Genomic DNA, 14568 nt, shown 5'->3' with positions numbered 1-14568 from the left:
TATATGGGAGGTTTAAGCTTGAGGATGAGGCGAAGCATGACGGGAGTAGCTTGAGATTGACTCGGATCCAGAAAGTTTCCAGTAGATGGACTATAAGTTCGGCTAAGAAAAGAAATATGTGCGGTGGCGGAGCGACCAACGTCTAGGCTCGCTGATTTGTGCTTGCTGTGAACGTCGGGGTTGACGGTAACTCGCCTGGGCAGCGCTATCACAATGCGTCGCATAGGGGAGAACAGGTCAGAGACCTATCCCAAGTTTTCCTGTCTGTTTCACAAAGCCACAAATCGCTTCGTGGAGTTCTTCGACAGCCGCTTCTTTGGTGAGCAAAACCGAAGCACCGGCCCTTCGCATCGCCTCTTGATTTTCAATTGTTGCATTGACGCTGAGCCCAATGACCACGACGTCCGGCTGCCTCCCCTTTATGACTGCCGTGGCCTCGATCCCGCCCATCATGGGCATATTGACATCCATGACGACGGCCGATGGTTGGTGCTGCTCCGTCATCTCGACGGCCTCGTGGCCGTTGGAAGCCTCTCCTATGATTTCAATATCCGTGAACCTCTCCAGCACAGAGCGTAGACCTTGACGGACCATGGCGTGATCATCGGCAATGATAATTCGAAATCGACCAGTGGAGGGCGAGCCTTGGTCCTGTGCGCGGATCAAATCTCTTCGCATGCCTGCCCCGCAGGCTACATTCTTTTGAAGAGAAGGCAGCAGCGGAAGAATCAGGGTTGCTCTGGTGCCCTCACCTGGAGCGGAATGCAATTCGAAACGACCTCCTAACGCAGCCATGCGTTCTCTGATACTGAAGAGTCCGAATTGAGATGATATCGGAGCGCTCTTTCGCGTCGTGACCGCGAGAGGATCGAAGCCGATGCCCTGATCTTCCACCCGTATGCGAAGAGCGCCTCCGTGCTCTTCAATGATAACAATCGCGTGTTTCGAGACGGCGTGCTTTGCAGAATTTATGAGCAATTCCCGGACTGATTGAAACAGCAGGACAGCCTGGTCTTCAGCAAGTCGTAAATCTTCCGCGCATTGGACTCTCACAGTTACTGCCAATTGGTAACGGTACATCTGCTCGCCAAGCCAGCGCAAGGCCGCTGGAAGTCCGAATTCGTGCAGGACCGGCGGGCTCAATTCCGCAACCAGGTTGCGGGTGTAAGCCAAAGATTGGCTGATCACGTCTTCCGCCTCGCGAATACTCTCAAGTGAACTCGATACCGGCCCTCGTTTTGCCTGTGCTAATTTCAAGCGAACCAGGACCAGCATTTGCGCCAAATGATCATGCAGTTCACCTGCAAGGCGTTTACGCTCACGCTGCTCCGTGAGGTTCAACTCGGTCGTCAGGGCCCGAAGCTGGTTCCGTGATGCCATCAGTTCATGGGTTCGTTCCGCTACTTGCCGCTCAAGCTCTTCGCTGAACTCCTCCAATCGGCGCTGAGAGACTTTGCGTTCGGTAATGTCGTAGTTGATTCCCACCATGCGCATAGGTCGGCCGGCAGGATCGCCCACCGTCATCCCGTGACCGGCGATCCAGCGCACCGTGCCGTCGTCCCGTATAATTCTGAATTCGTCAACGAAATGCCCCGTCAGTTCACTATGTGCTGCGGCTTGTTGGATGCGGTTTCGGTCCTCGGGATAAATGAGCGCGTAGAACTCTTCGATATTCCGAGGGGGCCGATCGGTTCCATACAGCTCCTGCTGCCGGGCGTCCCAGACAACAACGCCCGTTTCGAGATCGATATCCCACGCGCCCATGTTGGCTCCGGCCATCGCGAGACGTAGCCGTTCTTCGCTCCGCTGAAGCTGCGCCTGCACGAGGCGCTGTTGTTCAAGTAAGTCCCGCACCTGGTATTGTCGCCGCCGGGACCGCAGCGCCACTTCGACGGAACGCACCAAGGTGGCCTCGCCGAGGGGCCGTTCGAGTACGGTCAGGCTGCCCGCGGCCTGCGCTACCAGATTGAGCAGCCGAGCTAGCCTCGACTCTCCCCCACGCGTGAGCACAATGACCGGCAATTCGCCCCACGGCGGCTGGCCGGCAAGCTCTTCGAGCACAGCCGGGATCCGTGGTAATTCGAGCGCTTCCTCCGTGATCAGGAATGCGCCCGCGCCCGCCTTTATATGATTGCAAACTTCGCTCGCTGCCTCACAGATGGTCGCAACAAACCCATGGCCATGCAGCAGCCTCGCCATCGCAGTCGCATCCTGCCCGATCGGAGCAAGAATAAGGATGCGTTCTTCAAGCAGTTGTGCCATCGGCTGGCTGCTCCAACGTCTGGTCCGCGGTGCCCTCGAAGCGAGGCATCCCGGTGAGAATCCCGCGAAATTGTGCCAGAGGCCGACCGATGCGTAACCCATGCCCGGTTCGCAGCTGGAATTCACGGATCATGCGTTCATGATGGCCACTACGTTTTTTCATCACTGATACGGCTTGCTTCACCGCCCCGGCGGATTCGAAGAACCTGAGATTGATCACCGTATCGGCCAAATAGCTGAGATCAATGGGAGCTTCGGCAGTGCCTAAGAACCCATGCTGAGCCACGATGAAAATAGTCACGACCCCTTGTTGGTTGAGAAAAGCGGATAACTCGTGGAGCTGGTTATTAAGGTATTTCTCGCCCGGCATCGCATTCATGTAGCCATTGAGGCTATCGATGATGATCAGCTTACACCCATCCGCCACGCCGCGGAGAACGCGCGCGCCAAATTCCCCAGGAGAAATTTCAGCTGGGTCTACTTGCTCCACGGAAATAAGGCCGCTATGGACCTGCTTCGTAAAATTAATCCCCAGTGCGTCTGCTCGAGCCAGGACAATGCCGCGAATTTCATCGAACGAGAACATTAAACTGCGTTGTCCAGCTTGCGACATCTGTGCGGCGTATTGCATTGCCAGCGTGGATTTTCCTGTGCCGGCCGGCCCAATGATCAGAGTGGTGGTTCCTCGGTCCAGGCCTCCGCCAAGAAGATCATCAAGTTCACGGTACCCACTTGAAATGCTCTCACGCCGGAATTCCCCCCGATAATCGGCCGCGACGATGCGCGGAAAGACTCTCAGGCCGCCGGTTTCAATAACGTAGTCGTGATATCCTTCGCGAAATCGCACGCCGCGCAGTTTCAGCAGCCGCAGCCGCCGGCGTGACCGGCCATAGATCGGCGAGAGCTGCTCGAGTTCAACCACTCCATGCGCCAAGCTCAGCACATGAGGGTCCGTTCCAGAGACGTTATGGCCCATTTTGTCATCGAGCAAGAGGACGGTGCTGTGATACTTAGCGAACTCCTGCTTCATCGACAGTAGCTGACGGCGATACCGTAAGGGTGTTTCGGCCATAAGCCTGAATTCCGACAAGGAGTCAAATACGACCCGTGTCGGCTGCGTGGTACGGACTTGATCAAGCAATATACCGCTTATCTTGGCTAATTCGATTTCGGAGGGATGAAAGACTGTGGTCTGGGCTTCCGGACGCACAAGTGGCTCAATGGCTGATAATTCCAGTAAGGCAATGCCATCAAGTGACCATCCGTGCGAACGGGCAACTTTGAGCAACTCTTCTTTCGTTTCGGAAAGCGTAATGTAAAGGGTCTTTTCGCCGCGCCGCACCCCTTCGAGCAAGAATTGCATGGCCAATGTCGTCTTGCCTGAGCCGGGATCGCCCTGAATGAGGTAGAAGCAGGCGCTCGGCAATCCTCCGTCGAGGATACTGTCCAGTCCCTCAATGCCGGTCCAACAGCGTCCGTCTGTAGCGGACAGCGAATCTCCCTTGCCTTCCGTCATGGTCCATCCTTTCTCATCGACTTTTGCCAGGATAGGCCAGTATACCTCTGAGCAATAGGTCTGCTGCTAGGGCCAACCCTAGTCGTGTTATACGCACGCGCCCAATGCTTTACCGTCACCGCCGGCCCTTGATCGAGCACCGGAGAATCTGGCAAACTCCTTCCCGCTTGGAGAACCTTCCGGTGATGTCGAAGGAACATGCAGAGAAGAGGCCGGCAACACTCGGCGACATACTGTATGCCAAGCCCAAGGCTCCAGTGCCGGAGCAAGACTGGGCAACGCTCGTTCACTCGATTGCCGCAGGCGATCAACTCGCTCTGCATGCGCTCTACGAGATGGCTCATCGCATCGTCTTCACTTTGATCATGCGAATCACGGCCAACCGGGAAACCGCTGAAGAACTCACCATCGACGTCTTCCACGACATCTGGCGGCGTGCGTCGCGTTATGACGCCGCGAACGGCACAGTGCTCGGCTGGATCATGAATCAGGCACGCTCACGAGCCATCGATCGGTTGCGCTTTGAGAGCCGAAAGAAACGCAGTCCGGGCGGCGACATAGAGCCCCTTGTTGAGGTGGCCGCTGATCCACGTGACCAGCTCGAGCTGCGAGAGCAGGGCGAGTCGTTGCATGCCGCATTGGCAGTGCTCACGCCGGACGAGCGTCAGGCTATTGAGATGACATTTTTCTCCGGGCTGACGCATGCGGAAGCCGCAGCGCGGCTGAATCAGCCGCTCGGCACGATCAAGACGCGCATACGTTCAGGACTACACAAATTGCGGCAGAAGCTGACCACGGAAGCGGGGAATCATGAGTACGTCTGATCAGGGGCGCTGCCAGCAGGGCGACGTGGCGTGCGCCTTCGCCCTGCAGGTCCTCCCTGCGAGCGAATTGCCGGCAGCCGAAGCCCACATCGCCTCGTGCCCGGATTGCCGGCGCGAGGTGGAAAGTCTCCGCCTGGTAGTCAATCGGTTTGTTTGCTGGCCCACCGATGTGCTGAGGCCGACGACGTCGCTACAGACGCGTCTTGCGAGGCGTATCGCCGAAGAGACCGGCCTGCCGCTCGTGGCGCCACCCGCGCGGCAGCGGTCCGAGCCGGTATGGGAACAGGTTGCACCCGGAATCGAATGCAAGCTTCTCGCGACCGACACAGAACGGCACCGCGTCAGCATGCTCGTACGCCTCGCACCCGGCGGGGAGTACCCAGGCCATACGCATACGGGTGCTGAAGAGTTACATCTCCTCGACGGCGAGCTCTGGATCGACCAGCGCAAGCTCTTACCCGGCGACTACTACTATGGTGCTCCGGGCACGGGAGACGAGCGCGTCTGGAGCGCGACCGGCTGCACCTGCATACTCGTTACAAGCACCAAGGACACCCTTCGCTAAAGCGCCTTGGGCACATGGCGCGCCCAGATACAACGCCATCCATACGCGCTGGTCGCCCTCTGAGCAACCCCTCGAATACAATGATTTTGTCGCCAGTGAGACCGAGGATGCCGCCGGCGGCATAAAGCCTTCCCGTTTTTCTCACCTCGGAGCAATCCAAACGCTCTCGTTTGACGTTTAAGGAGGTAGACAACGTTCCCAATCCTTAGGACATTGGGACAACCCATGAAATCAACCGCGGCGAAATTGCTGCCCACCACCGGCAAACCCTCTCTCTCCGTCATTTAGACGTCTAGTCATGGCGCAGAGGCAAGCCAATGGGCGGAACTTCGGATCTGATTCTTGCGAAGGAGCGGACCTGGCGTGCGCCTTTGCCCTTGAGGTCCTGGCTGCGAGCGAATTGCCGGCAGCCGAGGCCCACATCGCCTCGTGCCCGGATTGCCGGCGCGAGGTGGAAAGTCTCCGCCTGGTGGTCAATCGGTTTGTCTGCTGGCCCACCGATGTGCTGAGGCCGACGACGTCGCTACAGACGCGTCTTGCGCGGCGTATCGCCGAAGAGACCGGCCTGCCGCTCGTGGCGCCACCCGCGCGGCAGCGGTCCGAGCCGGTATGGGAACAGGTTGCACCCGGAATCGAATGCAAGCTTCTCGAGACCGACACAGAACGATACCGCGTCAGCATGCTCGTACGCCTCCCACCCGGAGGGGAGTACCCAGGCCATACGCATACCGGTGCTGAAGAGTTACATCTCCTCGGCGGCGAGCTCTGGATCGACCAGCGCAAGCTCTTACCCGGCGACTACTACTATGGTGCTCCGGGCACGGGAGACGAGCGCGTCTGGAGCGCGACCGGCTGCACCTGCGTCCTCATCACCAGTACCACCGACCGCTTGCGTGATCTATGGTGAAGCTTTCCCACATCGCGCGTTTTGGCTTGCCGGGAATCAACCGCGTCCCTTTCGGCATGCATGTCTGTGACCCTTACACCAATCGCGAGGAGCTTGTGGCGGCATTGGTTCCGTACTTGGTCGCGGGGCTCCGCGGCGAGGAGCGCTGCCTCTGGGTTACTGCGCCGCCGTTGCCTGCGAGCGAAGCAGTTCACGCACTGCGCTCCGCATGGAGCGGAGTCGGCGACGCCATCCATGGGGCAGCGCTCCGACGTCCACTGGCACCGCGTCGCGCTGGTTCAACCACGTAGCGCTGGGCGCAAGGAGGAACTGACAAAGTGAGTGAACGAACTTTGCAAGCGTCTCGGATGGGATCGAGGACCAGTCTGCTGCTACTCGATGAGGACAGTGCGATGGTCGATGCTTTAGCACGCACACTCCGGGCGAGCGTCCCCCGTTTGAGTATCGATACGTGCGTCTCATCTAATGAGGCGCGACAGCGATTATTTACCTTCCCATACCACGCTATTATCTGTAGTCCAACTCTGACAGTTGCCGGTGGTAATTCCATACTGACAAGCAGCCGTCGAGTCGATCCACCCGTACCGTTCCTGCTCAGGCTTAAACCGGACGAGTTCGAATTCGCTGCTCAATGGCTCGATCTTGGGGTCTATGATTTCCTCTTCAGCCCATTCCAACTCGAGCAGATTCGCGAATCGATAGAGGACGCTCTTCTATTGTCAAAGTGGCGCGCATTAATTGCGCGTAAACAGCAAGCCTTGGCGCGTTTGCGCGAGCGACGAGACCAACATCAGTGTAATAGTGCTGAGACACCGCTGAGCTATCGGGTGGATGAGCTGCTCGCCCAGTCTATGCTCCGCGTTCAGGAATCGGCCGCTTCTTTGGAACAAACAGCGACCAGGATTGAGGTGAGCCTGAAAAGATTGCGACAAACCTGTAAAAGTAATGAACGTCGTGCGCAGCAGCGAGCGGTAAACAGACTCAGGACCAAGGTGAGCGATAAATGTGGTGACCTATTCGCATAACTGCAAGTCCCCTTAAAGGCCTGATTCATAAACGGCTCATCTTCGCGCCGCGCCAGCCGATTCCGTACCAAAGGGACGCCGCACAAAATGAAAGTCACCACTTGTCCGGGAAAATCCGCCATGCCCTCTCTTATTTCGGTTCGCTGAGTAATTGGCTCACTGCGTTGATCAGTTCTTCTCCATCAAGAGCATCTTGCACAATGGCGTTCGCACCAAGCAGTTTTGAGGAGATAAGCGCATCCTCATTTCCCTTCTTTGCCGAGATAGCCAAAATTTTAACGTGGGGATATTCCTCTCCGAGGGTCATAATCACTTCCAGGCCATCGCAATCCGGCATATCAATATCGGCTATCACTAATGCTGTTGGCGATTGGCGGTATTCCAGAGGCCTTCCAGGCCCTGCGAGGCTTCTCGAACATCATGGCCAGCCCGTTCGAGGAGTTCACGGTATAGGGCGCGAACCACGTCCTTGCTTTGAATGATGAGAATGGATGCCATGGAGGGCGCCCACTATATCAGGCAGGATCACGTCTGCGAAGGTAGCTTTAGATCATAGTCTTTTAGTCCTAATCTATTGAATCAGGTGCTGATACTGTTTGCCATTGCAGGACTTTAATAAATAATGCTGTAAACTGGATGGATAAGTGATGCTTTGTTGCCGAGAAGCTCTACGCTGGCTCATTCCAATCACGGCCTTCGCCTTTTCGCGACGCCTGTCGCCGTTATAGCCGCGCTGAAGCATCACCTGGAGATTGTTCCTGGCTTTGTACGTTTCTTCTCCATCATTAAACGTCGGCATCGACCATATCGATTCTTGGCATGTACTGTCTGGCATATCTTGCCCTATGCCGATTCCCAAATTGAATCAAGGCCGTGCGTTCGGAATCGATGAAGATCAAGCGACATGGGTTCGGCAAATTTTCGCCTGGTATGTGGACGGCAAATCTCCGCGGTGGATGGCCGGCCAATTGAATCGATCGGGCATCCCTGCCCCCGGCGTGACTTACCGGCGAAAGATCCGGCCGAGTTATTACGGCACGTGGTCGGCCACAGTTCTGCATGGTGATATCGGGCACGCGACAGGCATGCCGCACCAACCCGTTTACATCGGAAGGTTATTTGGAATCGGCGGGAATGGATCGTGAAGCCAGAAACCAAGCGGCGGGTGCCAAAGATGCGGCCGCAGTCGGAATGGATTGTGACTGAACAGCCCAGCTTGCGTATTGGGAAAGGATAGGGGATGGGCGCGGGAATCTATTCCCGTTCTCGTGGGAGAAATTCGGCTCGTCCCCGCAAATGGCTATCTTGAAGCGGAGATGGCGGGTCACTATGCAGGGCTGCTGAACTTGGGGGCGGGCGGAAAGCTAAATAATGTGGTTGCGGGGGAAGGATTTGAACCTTCGACCTTTGGGTTATGAGGGCAAATCATGGCGTGACTCACTCCTGGTCCCTTGTTCGCTCATGGCTATCGTTATTGGCACCATCCCGATCGATCACTTCCACGGAGGGACGGACATGTCCACAACAGACAGCTTCCGGGCCATACGTTTCTTTCGTAATGCTAGAATGGAGTTCTACCATTACTAGCTCAGGCGCGGCAATGGTGTTAATTAACATCATTGCGGTTGAAGAGGGCGGGGAGGGCTTGATGCCACTCTCGTAGAAGCTGGTAAAAGGAAAGCGTTCTGTCCAACAGATAAAGTTTACCTCCTACTTTAATCGAGTCATCAAAATACAGATCATAGTAGCTCCGGTCTATCGCCAGTATGGGACATTCGCATTCCTGAATAATCTTCATTAGTCTTTCTTGCCATTGCTTATTCTCTTCCATTAAGCCCCTAATATCGAATTCGCGTGTGAGAATAATTGGTCTTCCGTTATTCACATTCTCATGAGTCGCAAGTATGTAATAACCGATTTGATAATAGTTATCTGATGGCAGTGACCAGCCATATTTCATCAATAAGTTAATCGGATCAACACTGTTCAAGATCGAAAAAGGTTCACGTGCCATAGAGTTGGCCAGTTCGCCGGCTGTTTTGATAACCCTCAAATTAAGACCTGAAAAGTCGCCATGAAAAACCGGTGTGAGATTCTTTATGACGAGGGCTTTTTGTGTGTAATCAGTTAACTTGAAGTCCGAAGATACTTCACTCTCTGATACGCCGGCGGTTCTTGCAACTTCTCGGTAGATGGCTTGCGTAAACGGCGACAACTTTGCTGAATCTGACTGTTGGTCTGTGGCTCTGGCCTGTGGTGCCGCGTCTGGCGCCTTAAGTTTGAACGGTGCATCAAGAATAAAGGTCGCATCTTCCCGGTACGGCGGACCCGTATCCGGATCCAGTACCACTTCAAAGTTTCGATGCCGCATGTACCGGTCCGGAAAATTAGACGATCGGAAAGACACCTTCGTCTGATCCGCTAAGCCAGGGACTATGTAGAATGTCGCATCAGCTTTAAATAGGGAATCGTCAGAAGCAGGCGCCAGTTTGAGCCGGAAATCTTGATGACGGAGATAGTGCCCAGGGTAGTTTACGGACTCGAATGAGATCCCAGCGGAATCCGCTACGCCTGGAACGATGGTAAAGGAGGCATCATACTGATCCAGATCTTCTCTTATTTCCGAAAGTTCTATCAGAAAATGTCGATGGCGGACAAAATGATTAGGTAAGTTCGATGCGCGAAGAGATCGCGTACCAAGAGGCTGATTCATGGTATGCCGGATCGCCCCATCTGAGTCAGGCGATCGTTTTAATCGTTCATCGAAAATGCGCTCGGCATTCTGTTTGACAAAGCCGCGGAATTCCTTACTTGAGGATCTTGATTCTAGTACTTCAACAACGTCTTTTAGATTCAGTTTCATAAGTACATAGTATGTGTTTTTACTATCGTCCTTATATTGATCGGCAGCGGTAACTGGAAGTTTTCTGTCGGGCCGCCTCAACGTTTTGAGCGTAATATCTTTAAAGATAGGGGCGACGCTTTTGCCTTCTAGCGATGAAGTATAGTCCTTCAGGAGAAGCTCCACATAGGCCTCCATCTGCTGGATGATGTCATCACTTGCTCGGCTTTTAGTGACTTCCCACGCCAAAAGCTCATTTCTCACGCCGGTGATAGTACCGACCCCGTAAAATGCTCTCTCATTCTGTTTTGATGCAGCAGATGCGCCACGGCTGACCCAGTCAGGGGTGGGCGATATGGTCTTAGTCGGCGTTGCTTTAGGCTGAGTGGGTATCATTGGAACCCCAGTTGGTGTCTCAGTGGGCCCTCCGCCCGCACCGGTCGCATCCTTACGGAGCAGTCGTTCGAACGCGATCCAAATAAATCCACCGAACGACTTGACCTCAGCAACCTTGACGCGAGCACCAGGCCGTAGAATGCCAATACTTTCCTTATTGACCCATTCGGAGCCTTGAAATTCGATGTAGCCCTTCCTGATGTTCACATTTCTTGTCGCTTCAACAATATCGCCGGGTTTGGGTTCACCGGTAGGATCCCCCGAAATTTTGCGAAAGTATCGTTCAGTTGAAGAAGCATAGTACGCATAGCCGTAGTTTGGTGGTACGTCTCGTGTCCTCTCGTCTTTAGGCAGTATAAAGTGAAAATCACCAGCTGTATGGCCGGCAGCAAGAAACGGACCATATGATGGATGTTGCACAGGCTCTGTGGCTTTCATTTTGCTAACCAGATCCCTGGCAAACTGCGATCCACTTGTTGTCCGTTTCATATCTCCAAGCAGTCTGGTTAGCGCTATCCCGAAGGGCCCGCCGTCCACAGAATGATGGGCGACATCATTGGATGTCGACGCTAGCAGCATCCTGGAACGGCGCAAAGTTGTGTTGGGTGTCGTCGCCGGAGCGAGTTTCGAGGGAAGATTGGCGAAACTGGCATCAATGATAACCAGGATCTCCGACGCACGCATCTGGCTTAGACGTTCTGCCAATTCACTTCCACTGTATTCATAGATTGATGGATTGGAATCGCGCGCCTTGCCAAATAGAAAGTCCCCGGCCTCGTCAGTCGAGCTGTGGCCAGCAAGAAATAATAGCAGGCGATCATTGGGCCGCAATTTTTGGATGAGTTGTTCCAATGCTCCATCGATCTGCTCATGACTGGGTTCGTCGAGAAGAAATACCTGGAAACCAAGCTTAGCTAATTGATCGCCCACGTTTTTGAGTTCAGTGATGAGTCCTGGTAGGGACAATGAAACCTCGACAGAGTTGTTTCCGATCAGGAGCGCCACAGACCTCGACTGACGTGGGATTGTGCGTTGGGGCAGTGCCCATATTTGAATCATACCGTCGAATCCTGCCGCCACGAGTGTTTTCCCATCGTTTGAAAATGCGATACTGCTGATGGCGTCGCTGAAGGGTTTTAGTAAGCCTTCCGCGCCACCCCCATCCGCGGTCGTCCACAATCGGAGTTCATCATCAGTGCTTGCCGCCAGAAAGGTCCCGTCGGGGCTTAATGCGATATGTCGTGGTGATGTATCGGAAGATCCTCTCAACATCGCCATGGTTGCAAGGATTGTCCGTGATGTCATATCCCAAATATCGATCGCTCCGTCCTGATGAAGTGCAGCGAGCCGTAGTCCATCCGAGCTGTATGAGAGCTCTGTCAGTGGTGTGGTGTTCTTCGTCGGCAGCTGCGTTCTATTTCGACCCACGGGCTCATAGACTTCGACATTGCCGTCTGACGTGCCAAAGGCGACAGTTTGGCCATCAACTGCCATGGTTGCTGCAGTGATGTTGAGTCGCGGAAGAGGAAATGGTGCAAAACTATCTTTGCTGAGATCCCATTTCACAAATTCCATCCCCTCACCACTCGAATTTTTAAAAAAGGATAGGAGAGTCTCTTGATTGCCAAACTGTATACCGAGTCCTGAAGTGCCAACCCTGGATGATACATTCAGCTCTCGTGACCGGTATTCTCCAATCGGATCCCATAATGTGATGCGGCCATCCGGATGTTGCAGTGCGACTAGTTTCCCGTCCGGCCGCAAGGCAATGTGATCGACCTGTTTCCCCTGTTTGTGGGTGATTACCTCCGGACCTCGTGCTGTATCCCACAAGATCACATTGCCGTTCCCTTCAAGTGCGGCAAATGTCTTTCCATCCGCGCTCGGCGATACCAAGCGGACAGTGAATTCGCGGCTATCGGGCGGATCAATTGGGGGGAGTATCAGGCCGAGCACCACAATGCTGCTCACAACGGCCAGCATCAGGATATAGGAACGGAAGCCCAGCCACGGATGGCCCTGTCGGAACAGCGCGCGCAGGAAGACGCGTGGGACACCGGGCGTGAACCTCTCCGGGCGTTTGCCAGATAAGAATTGCAGAAAGACAAAGTCACCGAGCGGGCTTTTCTTCGGCGCCTCTGCAATGATCTCTTGCGCTTGAACTTTCGCCTTCTGTCGGCTGAACCATCGTGCGATAATTCCCCGTATCCCACGGGCCTGACGCGAACTGGACGAGCCGACTCCGACCCATAATCCAAAAGTCTGATTGGATTCTCCCACAGTGGAAAGGATCTTGGTTAGAAGGTTGGTGACCTTCTTCCATTGAGCGATTGGCAGTCGCTGAAGTAGGGCGATCCGAAGCCAATCAGGCATGAAAGCTTCACGAAACCAGATCAGTTGCGCGAGGCGCGTCAGGCTTTGTACAAAACGCTCGCCCTGGCCAAGGAGTCCTGTCCCGAGTCGCAGCGTCAAGCCCCAAACGATCTCGGGATACGCCGCGCACGCGGACAACCAGGTGAAGGTATCTGGCCCCAAATCACGTTCCAACCCATCACAGAGACGCCGGACTTCAGCGTCTGGCGGACCTTCTCTCTCAAGCCAGCGGTGTCGACGACGCTCGTATAACGGCTGTACCACGTCTTGTGCGGGCACGCGGCTTGGGGCGCTTTCACTTCCCTGCAGCAGCTCCGAGAACAGCACAAGGCCAGACGGTGATAGGGGCAGGATCCTAATCCCGGATTTTTCAATGAGCCATTCCGCGCGGCTCCATAGACCGAGCTCCTTTACAGTGAAGAGATAGCGCTCATGCCACCGTCCCAGATCTTCCAGCCAGGGATAAGGCCGGCCCGTAAAGCCGTCGAAAAGAAAGTCCGCATCGGCGAATATGAGAAGACGACGATGGGGATACCGCGCGTAGAGCTCATCGAGCGTAATGGCCTGCATCATCGTGGTAACGGCGGTCGCTGATTTTGATTTAATCTCGCCTGACGAATAAATCGGTTGTAAAAGGCGGGGATCTTGTGAGAACTCGAACTGTTCGAGTGACACGTCGCTTCCTCGGAGATCGGTCACGATATGACTGGCGAAGCAAGCCTCGTGGTCGTCACGCGTGTAGCTGTCAATCAAGGCAAGATAACCGGGCTCGAATCGGGAGCCATAAACTGCCGTGAACAGACCGGCCGCCCGGGCGGTGGCATAAGCGGTTCGTTCGACATCCAAGCTCGCTGACTCAGTGCTCGTCCGGCTTCGCAGAGCTTGGGCTAATCGTCGTAACGGCAAAGCCGGAAAGAACGACTGTTGCCGCCTGGTAATGTGGACCTCGTGCAGCGACTGTGGCGTTTGGGTCGCAAGTCGCTGCAGCACCGGTTTTCGGAGCTTTCGGTAGATCATGCCCCCGATAGCTGGAACAAGTAACAGCGCAATTAGAGCCGCATTCCGCGTATTGATGCGTTGCCACCAACTGAGGGGAGGAATGATGTCGCGTACATCGAATCGGTTAAGTGCTTCGAAACGCTGGCGGGTTTGTTCAGATGGATCCTTCAGGACGATCGGCGGCTGAGGACGTGTAACTGCCCTGCTCAAATCCAAATCTTCAAGTGGAAACTCCGTTTGCCGACCAGTTCCATCAAGGTAGAGACGACGGCGACTCGTGGTGAATTCCTCCCCTATTGTCTGCTCAAGCTCCTTGTCTTGTCGTAGCTTGACAGATAGCGTCGCCGGCATCTCATTGGCACGGAACGTGAGCAAGAAACGGCCATCGTCCTCGGACTCCACGGGCCGACCGAGCATGCTAAGCTTGGCGTGGCCGACTGCCTGCCGTTCAAGGATGACTCGTCCGTGATATGTGCGTTCTCTAAGATCTTGCCAGAAGAACCATCCGACCACCGCAAGGGAGAATAATGCCAGAGTCAATGCGATCGCATGGCGTGCCGGAAATGACGATATGGGTGTGACTGCTTCCACACTGTCCGGCAAATTTGTCCCGAATCGCTTGTAGAGCCACTTTGTATAGATTTGTCCAAACCGGTCCTGCTCCTCAGCATTCGTACAGAAAATCGGACTAAACAACGTGATTAGTCGTAAGTGAGGGTCGGCACCACTTAGCGCATTCCGAAGATGGGTGACAATGCGTTGTGCGGCGAGATACTGCTGAATGGAAACTTTGAAGCCGGCGCCCGAGAGCGTCGCGCCGAGATCACTTATGTCATCGGCGCTGAGCATCGCTGTGTCC

General features: G+C 54.9%; 12 protein-coding genes. 6 read left to right on the top strand and 6 right to left on the bottom strand.

What is annotated here, in order from left to right; translation table 11 throughout:
- Positions 1 to 237 precede the first annotated feature (237 nt).
- Together ACWGXE_RS20795 and ACWGXE_RS20790 are read right to left on the bottom strand one after the other, a co-directional pair.
- Positions 238 to 2262 (bottom strand): response regulator, encoded by a 2025-nt coding sequence (locus tag ACWGXE_RS20795; protein WP_447600048.1) that lies wholly within the window; start codon positions 2260 to 2262, stop codon positions 238 to 240.
- Positions 2246 to 3778, bottom strand: a complete 1533-nt coding sequence (locus ACWGXE_RS20790; protein WP_447600047.1) for an ATPase domain-containing protein — start codon at positions 3776 to 3778, stop codon at positions 2246 to 2248. Before ACWGXE_RS20790 ends, ACWGXE_RS20795 begins: the two co-directional genes overlap by 17 nt.
- Positions 3779 to 3963: 185 nt before the next feature.
- Here ACWGXE_RS20790 and ACWGXE_RS20785 point away from each other — a divergent pair, with 185 nt between their 5' ends.
- The 5 genes from ACWGXE_RS20785 (at position 3964) to ACWGXE_RS20765 (ending at position 7099) form a co-directional block, all read left to right on the top strand.
- The gene (locus ACWGXE_RS20785; RefSeq protein WP_447600046.1) at positions 3964 to 4602 is read left to right on the top strand and encodes a sigma-70 family RNA polymerase sigma factor; all 639 of its coding nucleotides are present in this window, start codon (positions 3964 to 3966) and stop codon (positions 4600 to 4602) included.
- Positions 4589 to 5167, top strand: a complete 579-nt coding sequence (locus ACWGXE_RS20780; RefSeq protein ID WP_447600045.1) for a cupin domain-containing protein — start codon at positions 4589 to 4591, stop codon at positions 5165 to 5167. Before ACWGXE_RS20785 ends, ACWGXE_RS20780 begins: the two co-directional genes overlap by 14 nt.
- 298 nt (positions 5168 to 5465) lie before the next feature.
- Positions 5466 to 6074 carry a cupin domain-containing protein gene (locus tag ACWGXE_RS20775; RefSeq protein WP_447600044.1) on the top strand — a complete coding sequence of 203 codons (609 nt, stop codon included), beginning with the start codon at positions 5466 to 5468 and terminating at the stop codon, positions 6072 to 6074.
- On the top strand, positions 6068 to 6364 hold the full coding sequence (locus tag ACWGXE_RS20770; protein ID WP_447600043.1) for an MEDS domain-containing protein: 297 nt from the start codon (positions 6068 to 6070) through the stop codon (positions 6362 to 6364). The genes ACWGXE_RS20775 and ACWGXE_RS20770 overlap by 7 nt, the downstream gene beginning before the upstream one ends.
- Before the next feature lie 102 nt (positions 6365 to 6466).
- Entirely contained in the window at positions 6467 to 7099 is a 633-nt protein-coding gene (locus ACWGXE_RS20765; RefSeq protein ID WP_447600042.1) for a hypothetical protein, read from the top strand.
- Positions 7100 to 7229: 130 nt separating this feature from the next.
- Here ACWGXE_RS20765 and ACWGXE_RS20760 read toward each other — a convergent pair whose 3' ends face one another.
- From ACWGXE_RS20760 to ACWGXE_RS20750, 3 genes are all read right to left on the bottom strand, one after another.
- Positions 7230 to 7436, bottom strand: coding sequence for a hypothetical protein (locus ACWGXE_RS20760; RefSeq protein WP_447600041.1), 207 nt, complete (start codon positions 7434 to 7436; stop codon positions 7230 to 7232).
- Positions 7437 to 7453: 17 nt separating this feature from the next.
- Complete coding sequence (locus tag ACWGXE_RS20755) at positions 7454 to 7597, bottom strand: hypothetical protein (protein ID WP_447600040.1); 144 nt, start codon at positions 7595 to 7597, stop codon at positions 7454 to 7456.
- A 73-nt stretch (positions 7598 to 7670) separates the two neighbouring features.
- Positions 7671 to 7898 carry a hypothetical protein gene (locus tag ACWGXE_RS20750; RefSeq protein WP_447600039.1) on the bottom strand — a complete coding sequence of 76 codons (228 nt, stop codon included), beginning with the start codon at positions 7896 to 7898 and terminating at the stop codon, positions 7671 to 7673.
- Between the two features lie 46 nt (positions 7899 to 7944).
- On the opposite strand from ACWGXE_RS20750, the gene ACWGXE_RS20745 reads away from it, so the two are divergent.
- Positions 7945 to 8244, top strand: a complete 300-nt coding sequence (locus ACWGXE_RS20745; protein ID WP_447600038.1) for a recombinase family protein — start codon at positions 7945 to 7947, stop codon at positions 8242 to 8244.
- A 461-nt stretch (positions 8245 to 8705) separates the two neighbouring features.
- Here ACWGXE_RS20745 and ACWGXE_RS20740 read toward each other — a convergent pair whose 3' ends face one another.
- Positions 8706 to 14558, bottom strand: coding sequence for an AbfB domain-containing protein (locus ACWGXE_RS20740; RefSeq protein WP_447600037.1), 5853 nt, complete (start codon positions 14556 to 14558; stop codon positions 8706 to 8708).
- Positions 14559 to 14568: the final 10 nt, after the last annotated feature.

It is taken from the genome of Nitrospira sp. Nam80, from assembly GCF_965152575.1.
The sequence above is the reverse complement of the archived record's forward strand: the minus strand, read 5'-3'. Positions and strand labels throughout refer to the sequence as shown.